Origin of the sequence: Amycolatopsis kentuckyensis, assembly GCF_002155975.1 — a bacterium.
Lineage (GTDB): Bacteria > Actinomycetota > Actinomycetes > Mycobacteriales > Pseudonocardiaceae > Amycolatopsis > Amycolatopsis kentuckyensis.
Map to the genome: position 1 here is coordinate 1 of NZ_MUMI01000373.1, position 18355 is coordinate 18355.

The 18355-nt window shown below is 70.6% G+C and carries 31 protein-coding genes; 24 read left to right on the forward strand and 7 right to left on the reverse strand.

Annotation, left to right across the window (positions count from 1 at the left end):
* Window positions 1-455 (reverse strand): PspA-associated protein PspAB (gene pspAB / locus CCN39_RS31955; RefSeq protein WP_086848327.1); only part of this gene is annotated, 455 nt, incomplete at its 3' end.
* A 536-nt stretch (window positions 456-991) separates the two neighbouring features.
* Between pspAB and CCN39_RS31960 the strand changes: the two genes are divergently transcribed.
* From CCN39_RS31960 to CCN39_RS31975, 4 genes are read left to right on the forward strand one after another with little or no spacing between them, the layout of a single operon-like run.
* A complete protein-coding gene (locus tag CCN39_RS31960; RefSeq protein ID WP_086848329.1) occupies window positions 992-1432 on the forward strand; it encodes a MarR family transcriptional regulator in 441 nt (146 codons plus the stop codon).
* Entirely contained in the window at window positions 1429-2235 is an 807-nt protein-coding gene (locus CCN39_RS31965; protein WP_167455244.1) for an ABC transporter ATP-binding protein, read from the forward strand. Before CCN39_RS31960 ends, CCN39_RS31965 begins: the two co-directional genes overlap by 4 nt.
* The gene (locus CCN39_RS31970) at window positions 2195-3016 is read left to right on the forward strand and encodes an ABC transporter permease (RefSeq protein ID WP_086848331.1); all 822 of its coding nucleotides are present in this window, start codon (window positions 2195-2197) and stop codon (window positions 3014-3016) included. Before CCN39_RS31965 ends, CCN39_RS31970 begins: the two co-directional genes overlap by 41 nt.
* A gap of 36 nt (window positions 3017-3052) precedes the next feature.
* Window positions 3053-5167, forward strand: a complete 2115-nt coding sequence (locus CCN39_RS31975) for a transglycosylase domain-containing protein (protein WP_158104569.1) — start codon at window positions 3053-3055, stop codon at window positions 5165-5167.
* 1 nt (window position 5168) lies between these two features.
* Here the strand turns inward: CCN39_RS31975 and CCN39_RS31980 are convergent, their stop codons facing one another.
* Window positions 5169-5594: a nitroreductase/quinone reductase family protein gene (locus CCN39_RS31980; RefSeq protein ID WP_086848334.1), complete on the reverse strand. Its 426-nt coding sequence runs from the start codon at window positions 5592-5594 to the stop codon at window positions 5169-5171.
* A gap of 157 nt (window positions 5595-5751) precedes the next feature.
* Here CCN39_RS31980 and CCN39_RS31985 point away from each other — a divergent pair, with 157 nt between their 5' ends.
* On the forward strand, window positions 5752-6159 hold the full coding sequence (locus tag CCN39_RS31985) for a zinc ribbon domain-containing protein (RefSeq protein ID WP_086848337.1): 408 nt from the start codon (window positions 5752-5754) through the stop codon (window positions 6157-6159).
* 135 nt (window positions 6160-6294) lie between these two features.
* Here CCN39_RS31985 and CCN39_RS31990 read toward each other — a convergent pair whose 3' ends face one another.
* Complete coding sequence (locus CCN39_RS31990; protein ID WP_086848339.1) at window positions 6295-6585, reverse strand: hypothetical protein; 291 nt, start codon at window positions 6583-6585, stop codon at window positions 6295-6297.
* 170 nt (window positions 6586-6755) lie between these two features.
* Window positions 6756-7190 (reverse strand): single-stranded DNA-binding protein, encoded by a 435-nt coding sequence (locus tag CCN39_RS31995; protein WP_086848341.1) that lies wholly within the window; start codon window positions 7188-7190, stop codon window positions 6756-6758.
* A gap of 139 nt (window positions 7191-7329) precedes the next feature.
* On the opposite strand from CCN39_RS31995, the gene CCN39_RS32000 reads away from it, so the two are divergent.
* Window positions 7330-7626, forward strand: coding sequence for a PhoU domain-containing protein (locus CCN39_RS32000; protein ID WP_244211085.1), 297 nt, complete (start codon window positions 7330-7332; stop codon window positions 7624-7626).
* A 34-nt stretch (window positions 7627-7660) separates the two neighbouring features.
* On the opposite strand, the gene CCN39_RS32005 is transcribed toward CCN39_RS32000, so the two are convergent.
* From CCN39_RS32005 to CCN39_RS32015, 3 genes are all read right to left on the reverse strand, one after another.
* Window positions 7661-8881, reverse strand: coding sequence for a tyrosine-type recombinase/integrase (locus tag CCN39_RS32005; protein ID WP_086848343.1), 1221 nt, complete (start codon window positions 8879-8881; stop codon window positions 7661-7663).
* A complete protein-coding gene (locus CCN39_RS32010; RefSeq protein WP_086848345.1) occupies window positions 8868-9305 on the reverse strand; it encodes a hypothetical protein in 438 nt (145 codons plus the stop codon). The genes CCN39_RS32005 and CCN39_RS32010 overlap by 14 nt, the downstream gene beginning before the upstream one ends.
* A gap of 117 nt (window positions 9306-9422) precedes the next feature.
* Window positions 9423-9866, reverse strand: coding sequence for a helix-turn-helix domain-containing protein (locus CCN39_RS32015; protein ID WP_086848348.1), 444 nt, complete (start codon window positions 9864-9866; stop codon window positions 9423-9425).
* A 209-nt stretch (window positions 9867-10075) separates the two neighbouring features.
* On the opposite strand from CCN39_RS32015, the gene CCN39_RS32020 reads away from it, so the two are divergent.
* From CCN39_RS32020 to CCN39_RS32100, 18 genes are all read left to right on the forward strand, one after another.
* The gene (locus CCN39_RS32020) at window positions 10076-10345 is read left to right on the forward strand and encodes a helix-turn-helix domain-containing protein (protein ID WP_086848350.1); all 270 of its coding nucleotides are present in this window, start codon (window positions 10076-10078) and stop codon (window positions 10343-10345) included.
* 145 nt (window positions 10346-10490) lie between these two features.
* On the forward strand, window positions 10491-11255 hold the full coding sequence (locus tag CCN39_RS32025; protein ID WP_086848352.1) for a hypothetical protein: 765 nt from the start codon (window positions 10491-10493) through the stop codon (window positions 11253-11255).
* Window positions 11255-11698, forward strand: a complete 444-nt coding sequence (locus CCN39_RS32030) for a hypothetical protein (RefSeq protein WP_086848354.1) — start codon at window positions 11255-11257, stop codon at window positions 11696-11698. The genes CCN39_RS32025 and CCN39_RS32030 overlap by 1 nt, the downstream gene beginning before the upstream one ends.
* On the forward strand, window positions 11698-12084 hold the full coding sequence (locus CCN39_RS32035) for a hypothetical protein (RefSeq protein WP_086848356.1): 387 nt from the start codon (window positions 11698-11700) through the stop codon (window positions 12082-12084). The genes CCN39_RS32030 and CCN39_RS32035 overlap by 1 nt, the downstream gene beginning before the upstream one ends.
* The gene (locus CCN39_RS32040) at window positions 12081-12350 is read left to right on the forward strand and encodes a hypothetical protein (RefSeq protein WP_086848358.1); all 270 of its coding nucleotides are present in this window, start codon (window positions 12081-12083) and stop codon (window positions 12348-12350) included. Before CCN39_RS32035 ends, CCN39_RS32040 begins: the two co-directional genes overlap by 4 nt.
* On the forward strand, window positions 12347-12928 hold the full coding sequence (locus CCN39_RS32045; RefSeq protein WP_086848360.1) for a hypothetical protein: 582 nt from the start codon (window positions 12347-12349) through the stop codon (window positions 12926-12928). Before CCN39_RS32040 ends, CCN39_RS32045 begins: the two co-directional genes overlap by 4 nt.
* A gap of 17 nt (window positions 12929-12945) precedes the next feature.
* Window positions 12946-13611: a hypothetical protein gene (locus tag CCN39_RS32050; protein WP_208630476.1), complete on the forward strand. Its 666-nt coding sequence runs from the start codon at window positions 12946-12948 to the stop codon at window positions 13609-13611.
* Window positions 13608-14051 (forward strand): HNH endonuclease signature motif containing protein, encoded by a 444-nt coding sequence (locus CCN39_RS32055; protein WP_086848364.1) that lies wholly within the window; start codon window positions 13608-13610, stop codon window positions 14049-14051. Before CCN39_RS32050 ends, CCN39_RS32055 begins: the two co-directional genes overlap by 4 nt.
* Complete coding sequence (locus CCN39_RS32060; protein WP_086848366.1) at window positions 14048-14437, forward strand: hypothetical protein; 390 nt, start codon at window positions 14048-14050, stop codon at window positions 14435-14437. Before CCN39_RS32055 ends, CCN39_RS32060 begins: the two co-directional genes overlap by 4 nt.
* Complete coding sequence (locus CCN39_RS32065) at window positions 14434-14667, forward strand: hypothetical protein (protein ID WP_086848367.1); 234 nt, start codon at window positions 14434-14436, stop codon at window positions 14665-14667. The genes CCN39_RS32060 and CCN39_RS32065 overlap by 4 nt, the downstream gene beginning before the upstream one ends.
* Window positions 14664-14888, forward strand: a complete 225-nt coding sequence (locus tag CCN39_RS32070; protein ID WP_086848369.1) for a hypothetical protein — start codon at window positions 14664-14666, stop codon at window positions 14886-14888. Before CCN39_RS32065 ends, CCN39_RS32070 begins: the two co-directional genes overlap by 4 nt.
* Before the next feature lie 20 nt (window positions 14889-14908).
* A complete protein-coding gene (locus CCN39_RS53055; RefSeq protein ID WP_434781135.1) occupies window positions 14909-15268 on the forward strand; it encodes a response regulator transcription factor in 360 nt (119 codons plus the stop codon).
* Window positions 15268-15552 carry a hypothetical protein gene (locus CCN39_RS32080; RefSeq protein WP_086848373.1) on the forward strand — a complete coding sequence of 95 codons (285 nt, stop codon included), beginning with the start codon at window positions 15268-15270 and terminating at the stop codon, window positions 15550-15552. Before CCN39_RS53055 ends, CCN39_RS32080 begins: the two co-directional genes overlap by 1 nt.
* On the forward strand, window positions 15549-15857 hold the full coding sequence (locus CCN39_RS32085; RefSeq protein WP_086848375.1) for a hypothetical protein: 309 nt from the start codon (window positions 15549-15551) through the stop codon (window positions 15855-15857). Before CCN39_RS32080 ends, CCN39_RS32085 begins: the two co-directional genes overlap by 4 nt.
* A gap of 90 nt (window positions 15858-15947) precedes the next feature.
* Window positions 15948-16655, forward strand: coding sequence for a helix-turn-helix domain-containing protein (locus CCN39_RS49630; protein ID WP_143264230.1), 708 nt, complete (start codon window positions 15948-15950; stop codon window positions 16653-16655).
* A gap of 169 nt (window positions 16656-16824) precedes the next feature.
* Window positions 16825-17286 carry a hypothetical protein gene (locus tag CCN39_RS32090; protein WP_086848377.1) on the forward strand — a complete coding sequence of 154 codons (462 nt, stop codon included), beginning with the start codon at window positions 16825-16827 and terminating at the stop codon, window positions 17284-17286.
* The gene (locus tag CCN39_RS32095) at window positions 17279-18040 is read left to right on the forward strand and encodes a hypothetical protein (protein WP_143264231.1); all 762 of its coding nucleotides are present in this window, start codon (window positions 17279-17281) and stop codon (window positions 18038-18040) included. The genes CCN39_RS32090 and CCN39_RS32095 overlap by 8 nt, the downstream gene beginning before the upstream one ends.
* A complete protein-coding gene (locus CCN39_RS32100; RefSeq protein WP_086848381.1) occupies window positions 18033-18254 on the forward strand; it encodes a hypothetical protein in 222 nt (73 codons plus the stop codon). Before CCN39_RS32095 ends, CCN39_RS32100 begins: the two co-directional genes overlap by 8 nt.
* Window positions 18255-18355 lie beyond the last annotated feature (101 nt).

Consider the following 18355-nt stretch of genomic DNA (forward strand, 5'->3'; position numbering starts at 1 on the left):
CCGGGCGCCGCGGTGTGGAACGTGCCGCGGTCGAACAGGTACACCAGGGCCAGCTTCCCCTCGCAGCGTCCGGCGGTCTCGCCGAACTCGACGGTCGCGAACCGCAGGGACCCGCCGTACCCCGCCCTGGCCAGCCGGTCCGCGACGTCGACCAGGTCGCCGGTCAGCACGCGCAGGTCACGGTTGCGCCGCCAGCACCGGACCGTCGAACGGCCCTGGAGGTCCTGCGTCACCAGCGGGTGCACCGGCAGCCGCGCCGACGTCGCGGCGATCAGCTCCGCCTCGGTGCGGGCCAGCGCGTCCCCCGCCACCTTGAAGTCGACCGTGCCGCCGCCGGTCGGCGCGAGGCCGAGCGCGGCGCGCATCCGCGGGGCGGCCGCGGCGAGGGTGTAGAGGGACTGCAGGTGCGGGCGGGAGGTCCAGCACCGGACGAGCTTGCTGTCCAGCAGGGTCACGACGAACGTTCCTATCCTCATCTCGGAGGCCGCCGGACCGGGCGCACTGGCAATGTCCACAGTGGACGTCAGGCGCGGGGACGCGGGGCCGGAAGGGACAGCATGCGCCCACGCCGGCAGTTCCGGACCGGATCTCCCGGCGTGGCGCGGCGAACGGCACCGGCCCGCCGCCGAACGGTCACTCCCGGTCAGGTTGCGCCGATCAGCGGTATTCCTCTCACCTCACGCGGCCATGCCGAGTCGCCCGCCCTCAGAAGTGCCGGAAGGCCGCACCGGCGCCCTCGAACGAGTGAACGCGGTCGATGACCGGCTCTCCAGGCCGCACGTCGAGCCGCCGAGGAGGCCCGCGCCGCCGGGCTGCTCCGGCGGACAGCGGCACGCAACGGCCGAACGCGCCGCGCGGAGTTCGACGCCCGCTTCCCCGGCTTGCTCGACCTGGCCCTCGCCGAAACTGCCCACGGTTGATTTGCCCCTTTTCTCGCCAACCAGACATTTAGCGTTGCTAATAGATCTGGGGCAGAGCTACCTTCGCGCACATGACCGAACTCGCCGACCGGCTGCTGGGCGCCGTCCAGGGCATCCGCCGGGTGGTCCGCCGCCGGGTGCGCGCCGGCGTACCCGGCACCCCGCTGCCCGGCGCCCAGGTCGAGCTCCTGCGCGTGGTCGCCGACCACCCCGGCATCGGCGTCGCCGCGGCCGCACGCGAACTGCACCTGGCCGGCAACTCGGTCAGCACGCTGGTGAACCAGCTCGCCGACGCGGGCCTGCTGCGCCGTGAGGCCGATCCCGCCGACCGCCGTGCGGCCCGGCTGGCGATCACCGCCGCGGCCGCCGACCGGATGGCCGCCTGGCGCCGCGCGCGCACCGGGCTCGTCACCGACGCCCTCGCCGAACTGTCCGAAGAGGACACGAAGGCGATCGAGCAGGCGTTGCCGGCACTGGAAAAACTCATGGGCATCCTGAAGGAGCAGCCATGACCGAACCCCCGGCGGTGCGCTGCACCGGCCTGAGCCACTCGTTCGGCGCGACCCGCGCGGTGGACGGCGTCGACCTCGAAATCCACCCCGGCGAGGTGTTCGGCCTGCTCGGCCCGAACGGCGCCGGCAAGACGACGACCCTCCGGATGATCACCACGCTGCTGCCGGCCGGCCCGGACCGCATCACCGTCTTCGGCGTCGACGTCGCGCGCCGCCGGATGGCCGTGCGGCGGCTGATCGGGTACGTCCCGCAGCAGCTGTCCGCCGACAGCGCCTTGACCGGCCGCGAGAACGTCGCACTGTTCGCGCGGCTGTTCGACGTGCCCCGCCGCGAGCGAGCCGGGCAAGTGCGGCTGGCCCTGGAGCTGGTCGGGCTGGCCGGCGACGCCGACCGCACCGCGAAGACGTACTCCGGGGGCATGATCCGCCGGCTCGAACTCGCCCAGGCCCTGGTCAGCTCGCCGCGGCTGCTCATCCTCGACGAGCCGACGATCGGGCTCGACCCGGTCGCGCGGTCGTCGGTGTGGGACCGCATCGCCTCGATCCGCGAGGCGACCGGCATGACCGTGCTCGTCACCACGCACTACATGGACGAAGCCGAGCAGTACTGCGACCGCGTCGCCCTGATGCACACCGGCCGGATCCGCGCACTGGGCACACCCGCCGAACTGGAGGCCGACCTCGGCCCGGAGTCCACTTTGGACGACGTGTTCCGGGCGGTGACCGGGAACCGCGTCGACCACGAAGAAGGAGGGATCCGCGGTGTCCGTGCCACTCGCCGTACCGCCCGCCGCCTCGGCTGACCCGGGCCCGCTGCGCCGGCTGCGCGTGCTCGGCGCCCGCGTCGGCGCGATGTGCCTGGTGGAGCTGCAGAAGCTGCGCCGCGACCAGACGGAGCTGCTCACCAGGGCGATCCAGCCCGCGCTGTGGCTGCTGATCTTCGGGGAGACGTTCACCCGGCTGCGCGCGATCCCGACCGGCTCGACGCCGTACCTCGACTTCCTGGCCCCGGGCATCCTGGCCCAGTCGGCGCTGTTCATCGCGATCTTCTACGGCATCCAGATCATCTGGGAGCGCGACGCGGGCGTGCTCGCCAAGCTCCTGGTGACCCCCACCCCGCGCGCGGCACTGGTCGCCGGGAAGGCCTTCGCGGCCGGGGTCCGCGCGCTCGTGCAGGCGCTGATGGTGCTGGTCCTGGCCGCGGTCCTCGGCGTCGGGCTGACCGCGAACCCGCTGAAGCTGCTCGCGATGGCCGTCGTCCTCGTGCTGGGTTCGGCGTTCTTCTGCTGCCTGTCCATCGTGATCGCCGGGATCGTGCTGTCGCGCGAACGGCTGATGGGCATCGGGCAGGCGATCACGATGCCGCTGTTCTTCGGCTCGAACGCGCTGTACCCGGTGGACCTGATGCCGTCGTGGCTGCAGGTGCTCAGCCACGTCAACCCGCTGAGCTACCAGGTCGACGCGCTGCGGGGCCTGCTCATCGGGACCCCCGCCCACCTCGGGACCGATTTCGCCGTGCTGGCGGTGGCGACGGCGGTGGCCGTTTCGGTCGCCTCGGCACTGCTCGGCAGGTTGGCCCGGTGAGGTACATGTCTCACCGAACGGAAGCTTTATCGCCCGATGCCTAATGTCGAATTCGTGAAACGTCGCCGGGGCGTGGTCCCTTTCGCCGGTTTGTGCCTGCTCGCCGGAATTCTGGTCGCCGGGACGATGGCGCCCGCCGCCATCGGCGCCGGCCTGTTGTCGAATCAGGTCAGCGATTCGGTGGACGCCATTTCCGCCCAGCTCGCCGCCGCCGATCCGCCGTTGACGACCACGGTCACCGACCGCGACGGCACCCCGATCGCCACGCTGTACGCGCAGTACCGCCTGCCCGTCACCACGGCCGGGATCGCGACCACGATGAAGGCCGCGATCATCGCGGTCGAGGACCGCCGGTTCTACACCGAAGGCGGCGTCGACGTGCAGGGCATGCTGCGCGCGGCGGTCAACGACAGCACCGGCGGGGCACTGCAGGGCGCGTCGACGATCACGCAGCAGTACGTCAAGAACTACCTCATCAACGTCGTCGACCGGACCGACCCGGCCGCCCAGCAGGCCGACCGGGAGGACTCCCTCGCCCGCAAGCTGCGGGAAGCGAAAATGGCCGTCCAGCTGAACGCGACCACGAGCAAGGACGACATTCTGGCGAATTACCTCAATGTGGTCGAATTCAGCGGAACCGTGTACGGGGTCGGTGCGGCCGCCAAGGCGTATTTCGGGACGACCCCGGACAAACTGACCGTTCCGCAGGCGGCGCTGCTCGCCGGAATGGTGAACAACCCCAGCATCTACAACCCGTACACGCACCCGGACAAGGCGCTGCAGCGCCGCAACCTGGTGATCGACGACATGGTCACCAACGGCTCCATCCCGGCCTCGTACGCGGCCACTGCGAAGGCCACCCCGCTCGGGCTGCTGCCGGACGGCCCGGTCACCCCGTCCGGCACCTGCCTGGGCGCGGCGCCGGACGCGGGTTTCTTCTGTGCCTACGCGGAAAGCTACCTGGTGCACGCCGGGTTCACCGCCGACCGGCTGGCCACCGGCGGGTACACGATCAAGACCACCCTCGACCCGCGCGTCTCGCAGGTGACCAAGGACGCCGTCGACGCGAACGTGCCGACCACCCAGGACGGCGTGGCCAACACCTTCGCCGTGGTCCAGCCGGGCCAGGACGGGCACCAGGTGCTCGCCATGGTCGCGAACCGCAACTACGGCACCGATCCGGCGCAGGGCGAGACGTCGACCGACATCGTCGCCGACGCGAGCAACGAGTTCGGCGCGGGCTCGTCGTTCAAGATCTTCACCTCGGCCGCGGCGCTCGTGGCCGGTAAGGCGGGCCTCGACACCCCGCTGCCCAACCCGGACAGCCAGTGCTTCCCGGTGCCGGACGCGCACGCGTCCTGCTACACCGTTCACAACGACGGTCACTACGCCGACCCGATCAGCCTGGCCGACGGGCTGGCGACGTCGCCGAACGTCGCGTTCGTCGGGCTGGAGAGCCAGGTCGGGATGCCGGCCGTGCTGGACATGGCCGCCAAGCTCGGGCTGCGGAACACCCTCGCGACCAACGACGCCGGCCGCACGCCGGACCCGAAGTCGGCCAACCCGCAGTTCAGCGAGCCGCAGTCGCAGTACTTCCGGAACCTGCTGTCGTTCACCCTCGGCAACAGCCCGGTCAGCCCGCTGGAGATGGCCAACGTCTCGGCGACGCTGATGAGCGGCGGCGTCTGGTGCCCGCCGAACCCGATCCTGTCGGTGACCGACCGGAACGGCAACGCCGTGCCGGTCGCGCAGCAGGCCTGCGAGCGGGTCATCCCCCAGGGCGTGGCGGACACCCTGGAGGCGGGGCTGAGCAAGGACACCACGAGCGGCACGTCCGCCGAAGCGGCCCGCGCGGCCGGCTGGACCCGGCCCGACATCGGCAAGACCGGCACGACGCAGCTGAGCGAATCGGTCGCGTTCGTGGGGGGTGTCGACGACTACGCGGTGTCGTCCATGGTCTTCGCCGACGGGCCGCACCCGCGGGAAATCTGCCCAGGCACGCCGGTGCACCTCGGCGACTGCGGTCACGGCGCGTTCGGCGGCACGGTCGCCGCGCCGCCGTACTTCCACGCCATGAGCCGGCTGCTGGCCGGGGTCCCCGACCAGCCGATCCCCGCCGCCGACCCGGCCTACCTGGCGGCGCGGTCGTGACCTACCGCGGTTCGAGGAAGACGAGCGGGATCTCGCGCTCGGTCTTCGTCTGGTACTGCGCGTAGTTCTTGAAGTCGGCGGTGATCTTCGGCCACAGCCGCGCCCGCTCTTCGGCGTCGGCGACCCGGGCCCGCATCGGCCGCTTCGGCCCGCCCTTCAGCGAGACCTCGACCTCGGGCTTGTCCCGCAGGTTGAGGAACCACGCGGGGTGCGTGTCGTCGCCGCCGCGCGAAGCCACGACGACCCACGTGTCGCCCTCCTGGTGGGGCGAGGTCAGCAGCACCGACCGCGGCTGCCCGCTCTTGCGGCCGACGGTGGTGAGCTCCAGGACGGGCATGGCCACCTGCCAGCCCACCCGCCCACCGGTGAGTTTGATCAGGCCGCGGTGCACGGCATTCATCGTCTTCAGGGCGAAGTCGCTCGGCATGATCCCAATCTAGTCCCGGGACTTCCGGTGCCGCGGTACGGGCCGAATGTCCGGTTCGCCCGATGATCGTCCGCGCAGGATCGGCAAAACCGCCCCGGCAAGCGGCAACGGTGTGCGAGGCTGCGCGGCGAAGGAAGAACCGAAAGAGAGAAGACCGATGCTGATCTGGGGCTGGCGTACCCGCATCTACGTGCTGGCGATGACGACGTTCTTGTGCGGCCGGTGCGGTAATCCGGCTTCGCACGCGGTGCGCAAGGCGGTCACGAAGTTCACCCTGTTCTTCATCCCGCTGTTCCCGATCAGCGTCAAGTACACGGCGCAGTGCACGTTCTGCGGGATCGAGAACCGCATCCCGAAGGAGGACGCCGTCCGGCTGCAGGCCCAGGAAGAGCAGGGCCAGGCCCAGCAGCAGGCCGCGCCGGGATACCCGCCGCACCCTTCGCAGGGGGTTGCGCAGCAAGGGTTTCCGCCGCACCCGTCCCAGCCTCAGGGGTTCCCGCAGCCGCAGCCGGGCCAGCTCCCGCAGCAGGGGCAGCCGGGACAGTTCCCGCAGCAGGGCCGGTAGCCGCAGGCCGTCGCCGGCGGTCCGGACCGCCGGCGCACCCGCCTCCGGCTTTCTCGCGGCGGCAGCGGACCTTCCGGCGTTTCCGCAGCGGTAAGGGCTTCTCTGTGGAGTTGTCAAACATCCGCCGGCCGCCGGTCAGGCGGCCGATTTCCGCTCGGGGGCGATGAGCGCCCGGCCCGCCGGGGTCAGGACCGCCGGGACCAGCTCGCCCGGGCGCCCGGGGCGGGCCGCGCGGACCAGGCCCTGGTGGGCCAGTGCGTGGGCCGCGAACTGGTCGCCGCACGACAGGCCGTCGATGAACAGGTCCGGTTCGCTGCTGCACGACACCCGCGCGCGGCCTGCGCCGACCGCTCGGAGCATCGCCCGCATCCGGTGGTTGACCACGGGGTGCGCTGCCGGTGAGCCGGTCTTCTCGTTCCCGTTCATGTCGGTCCCTCCCGCTCGTGGTTCGGCCGCTACCCCTGCGTCGAATCGGTGGGCGGGATTTCGACAGCGGGTCCGGCCGGAGCGTTCCCTCATCGTCACCGCAGGCGATCCAGCACGGGTCGAAGCCCCGTCGACGAGCGTTCGGAGGCCGGCCGCGAACGGATGGGGGATCAGAAGGGCGGCTTCGCCGCCGCCACCGGTTCCGGCGTCCAGGAACTGCTCCCTTCGCCGCCCACCGCGCGGCTGGCCTTGGTCACCTTGGCCGTGGCGTACCGCAGGGCCGGCCCGATCTCCTCGACCTCCAGCTCCACGACGGTGCGCTTCTCGCCCTCCTTCGTGTCGTACGACCGCTGCCTCAGCCGGCCGTGGACGACCACGCGGGTGCCGCGCACGAGCGACTCGGCGACGTTTTCCGCGTGCTCGCGCCACAAACTGCAGCGCAGGAACAGCGGATCGCCGTCGCGCCACGTGCCGGATTCGCGGTCCAGCACGCGGGGGGTGCTCGCGACCGTGAAGTTCGCGACCGCCGAGCCGCCCGGGGTGAAGCGCAGTTCGGGGTCGCTCGTGAGGTTGCCGACCACGGTGACCGTCGTTTCGCCTGCCATCGGTCTCTCCTTGTGCTCCGGGTGCGGGGTGCACCGCTCTTGCCGACGAGGAGAGCACGGGGGTCCGACAATTCCGGATGCCGACGCCCGGGCGGGGTGGTTTCCTGCCGCCATGCCGACGGCGTTTGAGAAGGAGCTCGTGACGCTCGCCCACCGGCTGGCGGACCTGGGCGACCTCGTCGCGATCGCGCTCGAGGAGGCCACGCGCTCGGTGCTGGAAAGCGACCACACGCTGGGCGGACGTGCGCGGGAACAGGCCGCCGCGGTGGCCGCGCTCGGGGCCGCGTGCGAGGACCAGGCGTGCGCGCTGCTGGCCCTGCACGCGCCGCGGGAAGCGGAAGTGAAGGCGGTGGTCGCGGCCGTCCACACCGCCGCGGATCTCACTCGGATGGGTGGCCTGAGCCAGCCTGCGACTTTCGGTTTCAACCAACCTTAACAAAGTAGCCGAGGTTCGCCCGAGTCTATGCAGGTCACGACCCGGTTTCCGTCTTGTCAGATCCGGAACCGTCCGAAGCGTTCCGAAGTGAGTTTGCCCCACGATCTGCCCCACGCTCCCCGTCCCGCCCCACGACCGTCATGGGTACGCGGTCGCCCATCGCCGCGAGGAACTGCAGCCTCGACGCCTCCGAGCGCTGGACGTAGTCCGACGTCTGGCTGAGATTCTTGTGTCCCATGATCGCCTGGATCAGGAACGGGCTGACACCACGGTCCGCCGCAGCGGTTGCGAACCCGCGCCGCGCCGTATAGGGCGACATCGACGGCAACCCGGCGCCAGTGGATGCCTTCCACAACTCTTTCCTGTACGTGCTTGGAAGCACGAAGCGAAGGCGCGGCGACAAGAACGCGAGCGCGCTGCGACAAGGCTTCTCTCCGACGTGGGGAATGCCGCACCCGGACGACAGATCACGGTCACCGATTGCCAGGCTGTACAGCTCGCGAGCTCGATGGGTGAGCGGTACGTGCCGGATGCCCCCTGTCTTGGTGAACGGACGGATCATGCGGTGGGCCTCAACGTAGACGTTCGACACCGTCAACCAGCCACCGTCGACCTGGCTGACGTGCATCGCGATCAGCTCCTCTGGCCTGAGCCCCGTCTCATACTGGAACTCCAGCATCCACTGGTACCGACGGTGAAGCCTCGCCTTCATCGCGGCGAGGGGATCGTCGGTCAGGTACTTCCTCTGCGTGTTGGGGATCTTCGGCAGGTCGATGCCGACGCACGGTGACGCATCGAGGATCCGCTTCTTCACGGCGAAGGTCATCGAGCTGGCGAACGTGTACCAGATCAGGCACACGTAGCCAGGGGCGCGTCCAGGACAGAGGTCGTCGTCCACCCAGTCCTGCGCGGCGCCGTGCGAGATCTTGTTCAGGGGCGTGTCGCCCCACTTCGGCATGATGTGGTGCTCGACCCGCTCCTCGACTTTGGCCAGCGTGCCGCTGACCCGGTCCTTCTTCCGCATCTTCTCGTGGTACATCTCCCACAGGTGCCGCCACGGCATCTTCGCGGACTGGGTGCCGGCCGACGTCGCCGCGGTCCGCCGAGCTGCAGCGGCCGCATCCTCCGCGGCCTCTTTCGCTGCACGCTTCCCCTCGTAGAGCTGTCCATCGTTCGTGGCGTACCGCTTCTTGCCGTCCTGATCCCGGTAGCAGCCCCTCCATCGGCCGCTCGCCAGCTGTTCAGCCCAGGCCATTACCGCCTCCGTTGATCACGTCGAGCCGGTGCGGTCGTTCCTGCGCGACGACCGCGGCCGACACGCGCGCCAGCTCTGCACGCTCCCATCGGGCCTTGAGGCTGTCGACCTCCTGGTGGACCTTCTTCAGAGCGGTCTTCACCTCGGCGCGGGACGCTTCCCGGTTGGCGACGTAGCAATCACGCTGGTACTGGGTCACGCGCCTCGCGCAGTGAACCACCGCTGCCGCAACGCCGAGAGCGGTCGCGACGAGGCCCGCGAACGCCATCGGGGCGCCGGAGATCTTCATCGTGATGACAAAAAGCAGAAGCACCAGTGCGGCTAGCCCGAAAACGGCGGCCCCGGCTGCGAGCAGCACCGTCACGTGCGGCCCGATCGGCGGGGCCGGGACGTCGGCGGCGGTGGTCTGCGGCGTGGTGGTCATTAATTCCCCTCCCGTGGGTTGCGTTCGGTGCCTCCGTTCGCGTTGGGACTAGCGTTCGAAGGTCACGCACCGTTTCCCGGCGCAACCCGTTCAGCCGAATGGCCGATCACAGATCGGTTAACCCACTTCACGGCGTGTCGTTTGTGGACTAGAAGACCCTTGGGCGGCATCCGACCGGCGCAGTTCAATTACTCGCCGTAGCCACTCTTCAGCGTGCTCGGGCCCCTGAACGGCGCCGATTCGCGCCTGCATCTGAGCGAGCTCGTCGGGGGTCATGGCGAGCACTTCGGCGCGCGCGGCAGCGACTGCCGCGTCGTTGGCTTCGGTCAACATTCGGGGCTCCCCGCCGGCCAGGATCGCGGCACAGCTGCCGGGCGCCCACCCGAAGGCGCGTTCGACGGCGGCCAGCGTGGTGCGCGACACGGACTGACCGAGCTCGAGTTTGCCGAGCGTCTTCTCGGAGATGCCGACCGCCTTGGAGAAGTCGCGAACGGTCTTGTACAGCTCGCTGCGGCGGCTCGTGACATAGGCGCCGAGCCGCGGCCAGTCAGGGGTGCTCACTCGGCGAGATTGACGCCCCGGGCCACGGCTGTCCAGCCTGCGACCTGGGCGTTTAGGTCGACCACCTTCCATCATCTTCCCCCTCTATCCGAAATCTTCCCACAACGTCCCAAAGTGTAGGTGAAGAAGCCCCAGCTTGGCTAGCCGTTACCCGAAAGTGACTACGCAAACCTTCCAATACCTTCCAAAATCCGCCTAAGGTGGCGGACATGATCGAAGACGCCGCGAACAACGGTGGCGGGGCTGGCACCAACGGGCCGCCCACCAAGCCCACGAAGAAGCTCAGCCCTCACATGCAGTGGATGACCGTGCAGGACGTCGTTGCCGAGGCGCAGAAGAGCGACGAGACGGTCTATGCCGCGCTGCGCCGCGGCCACCTGAAGGGCTCGCACTCCAGCGCGAAGGCGCCGTGGCGGATCCGCCGCGATCACTTCAACGACTGGATGTCCCGCGGCGCCCCCGCTTGGCGCGCCGCCTGAACTGCCGGCGGCCCGGACGTGCTCGCGCTCCGCCCGGCCCGCCGGTGCCCACTCCCCCAGAAGAAAAGCCTGCCCCGCGCCATGCCGGGCGCGGAGCAGGCACCGCCCCCGCGAACGGGGGCCGACCCGAGGAAAGGACCTCCTCATGAGCCTCACCGCGGATCTTACGGCTGAGCACCTGGCGCAGCTGGAAGCCCTGCTCGCCGACACCACCCCGGGCGGCGGCCTCTACCGGCCACCGGTCGCGCGTGACATCAACCTCCTCGGTGTCCTCTCGGGCGCCGGTCTGGCCGTCTACACCAGCGACTGCGGCTACGAGATCACCGATGCCGGCCGCGCCATCGTGGTCGACCGCGCCGTCGACGCCGCCCACACCCACGTGTTCGTGCTGTACGCCACCGACGACGAGCTCCACGCCGCGATCAGCGCGCTGAAGGTCACCGCCGACACCGACGACACCGTGTTGCGCCACCGGGCCTTGACGGACCTCGAGGCCTGCCAGGACGAACTCGACCGCCGCGTCGCCGTCGCCGAGCTCGCCCAGCGCGGCGAACGCCGCTCAGAAAGCACCGGCCGGCACCACCTGGTCGAGGTCGACGAGCGACCGACCGCCGTCATCCCGCAGGTGCAGGAGCAGACCGCGCCGATGGCGCTGACCGGCGTGCTGGACGTTCCGGACAAGGACGCCGCCGAGCGGCTGCTGGCCGCGATCAAGGGCTCCGACACCGGCCAGGACGTCTACGACGGGTTCATCGCGGAGACGACCGGCGGCTGGGACGCCCTGGAGGCCGACCTCGGCGACGACCGCAGCTGGCTGCGCCGCAACCTCACCCCGCGCCGCAAGTTCGTGCTGACCATCGTCGTCACTGTCGTCGCCACCTGGTTCGCGGCCTGGCTGGTGATGGGCTGATGTCCGCCACCACCGTGCTGCTCACCCTGCCGGGCGACGTCGTCCGGCACGCCGTGTGGTCGATGGTCGTCGTCGCCCCCGCCGCCGTCGCCGTCCCGGGTCTGGCCGTCCCCGGCGCCGCCCTCGACAGCTACCGCCAGGCCGTCGAGGCCGCCGAGCACGAGAACGAGCCGCACCCCTGCCCGTGGTGCCAGCACCACGGCCACGTCGTCCGCTGGCGCGCGTACCCGGTCCTCGACCCCGGCCCGTGCCCGCCCGGCGGCGTCCTCACCGACCTCGTCGAGGCGTGCTGGTGCTGCCTCTGGGGCACCGGCCCCGGCCCGGCCCGCATCGCCGAGCCGCTCATGGACCGCCTGCGCCGCGAAGCGCACGACGACCGGGACATCCACGTCGAGCACCTCGGCCGCGACGGCCGCTGGACCAAATTCGAAACGGAGTTCTGATGTCCAAAGTGGACGATATCCTCGACGACGAGCTCGACCCCGAGGACCTCGACCCGACCCCGCGCGGCGGGAAGAACGGCCGCACCACCGAGCCGAAGAAGACGGGCAAGTTCCTGCAGAGCCTCGGCCAGCGAGTCGGCTTCGCCGGCATCATCGCCTTGACCCTCGGCGCGGCGCTGCTCGGCTCCGTCTCCGGCTGCAAGGTCGTCCCCGGCCAGCCGGAGCCCCGCCCGCCGTACACCGAGGACGCGGACAAGCCGGACTACCAGTGCGGCTACGACGGCAACCGCCAGTGCCCGTCCACGCCGCCGCCGGTGCGCGCGTCGTGCGACGAGCCTGCGTCCTGGTGCTACCGCGGGGACATCGCCGAAGCGGTGCAGCGGTGACGATCGCGGACGACCCGGTCGTCGCGCACATCCGGCAGCTGCACGAGCGGTTCGACCGCGAGCGGGAAGAGATCCGGACCCGCAGCGTCGCGCTCGGCTACTCCTTCGGCCGCATCGCCGAACGGGTCGCCCGCGGCGACTACGACGCCCTTGACGACGACGCCGGGCCGTTCGCCGACTTCTACGAGCAGCACACCGACGGCAGCTGGGCCGACCTCAGCAAGAAGTACGACGAGTTCCAGTCCCGAAAGGACACCCCGAAGTGATCGAAGACCTGGGCCTGAGCGTCGCCGCGCACAAGTACGCCGCCGACCTCGCCACCGAACGGTACGCCGCCGTGCGTGCGAAGGCCGACCAGAAGATGAACCGCGGCGACCGCCTGTACGTCTACGCCCCGGACGGCGAGACCAAGCTCGGCGCGCTCACGAAGTCCGCTCCGCGCAAGACCGCCCAGGTCCACGACGAGGGCGCGCTGCTGGAGTGGGTCCGGGAGCACTACCCCAAGTCGGTCCAGGACGAAGCCGAAATCACCGGCCCTGACGACGAGGTGAAGGCCTTCCTCTGGGAGAACGGCGGCCGGCACCTGCTGACCGAACGCAAGGTCGTCACGCCGAGCCTGATCAAGGCGATCCTGAAGAACTCCAACGCCGCGAAGGCACCCGTCGGGCCGGGCGGCGAGGCAGACATCCCCGGGGTGCGACTGGCCGAGGCCGCGCCGTCGAAGATCTCGTTCCTGCCCGACGACGACGCCCAGGACATCGTCATCGAGCTGATCCGCTCCGGCGCTGTGAAGCTGCCGGACCCCTTCCAGGAGTTCACCGAATCCACCGCGGACGGCGCATAGTGCCGCTCACGCAGGAGATGCGCGACGCGCTGGCGGCGCCGTTCCCGCCCGAGGCGATCGGCTACAAGCCGGTCTACACCTGCCGGGCGTGCGAGCACCGCCAGTGCGTCGTGCACGAGAAGGAGCCGTGCCCGGTCTGCAACCAGACCGTCAGCACCGAGCACGACCACGTCACCTACGTCGGGCACGCCTGGGTCACCGAACGCCTGCACGCCGTCGACCCGAAGTGGAAGTGGAAGCCCTACGCCCACGGGCCGGACGGCCTGCCGCTGTTCGACGAAGTCGGCGGGCTGTGGATCCGGCTCCGCATCGGTGGCGAATGGACGATCGGCTACGGGCACGCCGACGGCCGCCGCGATGGCGACGGCAAGCTGATCGCGATGGGCCATGCGCTCCGGATCGCCGGGATGCGCGGCTTCAAGATCGCCCTTGACCACTGGAAGAACCAGCGAACCCGGGGCGCCGAGCCGGACCTCGACGCCGACCAGCCGGAGTCCGACGAACGCGAGGCGAAGCGGCTGCGCGAGGAGATCAAGCGACTCGGGCACCGCAAGGGCCTGGCCTTCTTCCCCATGGTGTCGGTTTTCAACGAGTGGGCCAACAACACATCCGACTGGGGCACCGCCGACGCCGCGGTCCTCCGAGGGTTCAAACAGCACCTCACGAACTGGCGGAAGACGTGAAGCCCGGCGGCCCGCTGAAGCGGACGAAGCCCCTGAGGCGCGGCGGCCCGCTGGCGCAGCGCCGGAAACGCCGTCCGGACACCCGGACGCCGGAGTGGACGGAAAGCAAGGGCCGCAAGGTCGTCAACGCCCGCTCCGACTGCTGCGAAGCCTGCGGCGCCCCAGGCCCGCTCGAATGGCACCACCGGAAGCTCCGTGCCCGCGGCGGCCCGTGGGCGCCATCGAACGGCCTCCGGCTCTGCATCCCGCACCACCGCGAGGTCACCGACCCGCAGCCGGAGCACTACACGAACGGCTGGGTCGTGAACTCGTGGGACGACCCGGCCGAGATCCCGGTCCTGCACTGGCGACTCGGCATGGTCCGCCTCGACGACGACGGCGACTACCACTTCCACCGCGAACCCGCCGAGACCTTCGACACCGCCCAGGAGGCATCGTGACGACCACCGTGGACGACCTCGTCCCGAAAACCCTCTTCATCCCGGGCCTGCGCTTCCGCGGCCAGCTCGCCGACGGGGACCTGTCGATCATCGCTCACAACGACCGCGGCGCCGTCCAGCTGTCCTGGCTGTCGTGCGGGATCCCGGCCCCGCGCACCGGGGCGCTGATCATCCACTCCGGACAGCCCCGGCCGCAGGCTGGCCTCGGCCAGAGCTTCGCCAAGGCCTGCCGGGTCATCGGCGGCCGCTGCTACGCCACCGCGAGCACGCTCACCTACCGCCGGGACTTCCGGCAGCTGCTCGCCGACGGCGACATGCGCGCGGTGTGCCGGGAGCTGGCCGGCTGGCACGCCGAGATCTTCGCCGCGGCGCGAGTCACGGCATGACCCGGCGCTGGGCGGAAGGTGACCGGCGCCCCGGGAACCAGGACGTCCGCCAGGTCCGCGGCAGAAGCGGCGTCGTGTGGTCGCGCAGCGAGCCCGCCGGGCTGTTCTGGTTCCCCCGCGACGGCGGTCTCATTGCGTCCTGGGAGGAGCTGCTCCGGCTGGACGGGCCTGTCGTCGAGGACCACTCCGCGGTAGCGCTGACGCTGTTCGACCTGCCGGAGGCATCGTGACCCAGCAGACCAAGCACTGCCCGAAGTGCGACAAGACCAAACCGCTGAGCGAGTTCTACCCGAACCGGAAACCCGTCAAGGGCCGGCCGGGCGTGAAGAGCGCCTGCAAGGCCTGCGACAACGCCGCCCGCACGGGCGGCCGCAACGTCGCGCCCAAGCCGCCACTCCCCACCGCCGCCGAGCTGGCCGCCTGGTACCGGTCCGGCTGCCAGGTCGCATGACCACCGAAACGAGGACCCCCATGGCCACACCACTAACCGCGCCGCTGAAGGACCCGGGAGCAACGTACGTGGTCGACAAGGTCGCCGACGCCACCGTTCGGGCGCTGCTGCTGCGCGCCGGCCTGGCCGTGCGTCCGGCTTCCCTCAGCGACTCGCTGCTGCCCTGCTTCCTCGTCAGCCACGTGCTGACCGAACGGGAACTGCAGGTGCTGACCGGAATGGCGGCCGGCAAGTCGAACGCGGACATCGGCCACGCGCTCTTCCTGTCCGAGGACACCGTGAAGTCGCACGCACGGACGCTGTTCCGGAAGATGCGCGCCCGGGACCGCGCGCACGCAGTCGCGATCGGCTACGAGCGCGGCATCCTCGGCGGTGCCTGATGTACGAATCCCGCGCCTACGACAAGGCCAACGACGAAGGCTTCGGCCCGGATCCGGTCGTCGTGCTCGTCGTCACCGGCACGCACGACGTCTCCCGGCTGGTGAACCTCCTCAACGGCGGCCAGGCGGTCATCGAGCAGCTCGACGTCGGGCGGCAGCTCGCCCGGCAGGTCGCCCGGCACAGCGGCGGCCGGGCCGCGCTGCGGCTGCTCGCCCAGCACGGCGGCCCGGACCTGCTGGAGCGCCTCGAGCTGAACCCGCAAGGAAAGGAACCCCGCCCGTGAGCGTGAAACTGGCCAGCAGCCTGCCCAACGACGACCGCAACGGCATCGGCGCGATCTCCGCGCCGCTCGTGGACAACCCGGGCGCCAAGCAGCTGATCGTCGCCGTCGTCGACTGCAAAACGATCAACATCGACGTGGACTCCGGCGCCAACGTCCCCACCGCGCGGATCCTCGCGGTCGAGGCGTTCGAACCGCACAGCGTGATCGGCAAACAGCTGCGAGAAATCGTGCGTCGCAAGTACGCCCAGCGCACCGGCCGCGCCGAGCTGCCCTTCGAGGACGCCAAGCCCGCGGACGACGACTGACCGCGCCCGGTCCGTCCGCACCATCGCCGCTCCCGGCCCGCCCTTCCCCCGGGCCGGGAGCGGCCCCGCATCCACTGGAGGTGAACCGCAGTGAACGACGCCGACACGACGCCCGTCGGGCGGTTCGAGTGGGAGCGGGTCATCCGCCGCATCCCGCTCCCTCAGGGCGTCAAGCTGCTCGCGCTGGTCCTCGCGACCTACGCGGACGCAGACGGCTCACGTGTCCGTCCAGGGCTCGATCTGCTGGTGTCGGACACCGGGCAGTCGAAGGCCACCGTGAAGCGCGGCCTGGCGCAGCTGAGGGACGACCTCGGCGTGCTCGAACTCGTCTCGCGCGGCGGCGGCCGCGGAGGCCAGGGGAAGGCGGCCACGTACCGGCTCGCGTTCCCCCACGACCTTCTCGACCGCGTCGAACTGGCCCCGATTCCCGGCGATTCAGAGCTCACCGAGGTGAGCTCCCAATCCCCCGAATCAGAGCTCATCCAGGTGAGCCATGAAAACGACTTTCAGGGCTCAAATCCGGCCACTTCGGACGGAATGAGAGCTCAAATCGATCAATTGAGAGCTCACCCAGGTGAGCCCCTACCACCCACATCACCAACCACAACAACGGACCAACCATCTGGTCACCACCCGACGCAACTACCGGACGCGCGCGCCAGCCCGAAACCCGCCAAGTGCCCGCACGGTCTGCCGAACCACACCCGCTCCGACCGCACACCCGCTTGCTTCGCCTGCCGCCGAGGACTTCCGTCCGGAAAGGACCCGCCGTGGCCCACGACCGCACCGGCGAGCTGATCGACCCGGACCGCCACCCCGACAACTGCGACGGCTTCATCGGCGGCCGTCAGCACGCGGACCCGCCGCTGAAGCCGTGCCCGATCTGCCGGCCACACCTTGCACGGGAACGCCTCGAAGCCAGGCTCCACGGCCCCTACGCCGAACCCCAACCACGAAGGGAAAACCCATGACCGACGCCGAGATCCTGGAGAAGCTCCGCGCCTACTTCCAGAACCAGATCAACAACCTCAACGCGACCGAGATGGCCGAGGGCCCGTTCGACGACGGCACCGAGTACGGCGACGCCTGGGAGGCCGCGGCCAAGGTGATCGACCGGCGCGGCGGGCTCCGCATCCGGTTCGAGTTCGGAGACACCGACCCGACGCTGACGGCGGCCGCGCAGCAGCGGGAGCAGCGTGCGGCGGCCGAGGCCCGGCCGCACGACGACGAGATCGACGACGACGTCGACCAGCCGGACGGGATCGCCTCGAACTCGACCGACCTGCCAGACCCGGCCCGCGCCGCCGAGCGCGTGAACGCCTTCCTGTCCTGGTTCGGCGACGGCCTCGTGCGGGTCGACGCCGACGCGCCCCCACTGTTTGCCCGCGACCTGCAGGCCGTGGCGAACGTGGCAGCGGGCCGTGGCTGACGACGCTGCTGGCGCCGTGCGCCGCACACCACGCCCCGCCCAGGTCCCCGAGCTGTGGTGGAGCCCGGCCGCGTGCATGGTCTACGCCGACCGGGAGGGCGCCGGACCGCGGTACCTGCAGATGCGCGACACGAAGCACTTCCCGCTACCCGCTGACGCCGTCCAGCTGGTCGGCCCGGACCAGCGCCGCCAGGTCGTCCTGCTGCGCGCGGAGGACTGCGCGTGCCCGGTCGGCGAGGACTGCCCGCATGGTCCGGAGCCGGTCGACGCGCTCGACCTCGCCGTGTGGCTGCACGCCGAGCGGTCATGGCAGCTCGACGAGATGCGGCTCGACCTCGAGAAGTACCGCGACTACCTCAAGCTGGCGAACCGCACCACGGAACGCCGTGGGCGAGAGCGTGACGCCGCCCGGGCCGAGCGGGCCGGGCTGCAGGCCCGGCTCGACGCGGTGTCCAAGACGTGCGACGCGGCCGAAATCGCAGTGAAGATCGGCGCGGCAGAGAACCCCGCCCGCTGGGAGACCGCTCAGGCGGCCATCACCGACGTCCGCGCCGCGCTGCAGGGCGACCAGCCCACCGAGCCGGCCGACGCGGGCCTGAAGCCCCGTCTGCTGGCGCTCCGGCAGGAAGTCCTCCAGGACCCGGCGCTGACGCGGCGCGAGGTCGAGGACCTCAAGGGGGCCGTGCTGCTGCTGATCATGCACCTGAACCACCGCGCCGCCCGCCAGCCCACCGGGGAGGCCGACCGTGCGTAGGCGCCTGATCCCCGAGAAGCTCCGATGGCGCCTCGCCCGGGCGCTGAACCTGCTGCCCGGCCAGTGCTGGGCCGACCTCGTCTGCTGGGTGATCGGCGACGACCGCCGCTCACCCTGGTCGCCGATCGGCGCCGTCTGCCGGTCCGACCGCGCGGCCACCGGATGCTGCTGGTGCGGGAAGCTCGGCGACCGCGGGGAGGCCGGCCGTGGCTGACGTCCCGCCGGACTGGATCCCCGACGACCCCGAAGACCACCGCTGGGTCACGCCGGTAGGCCCCGACTGCCCGAACTGCGAGTGCTGCACAGGAAGTCGGT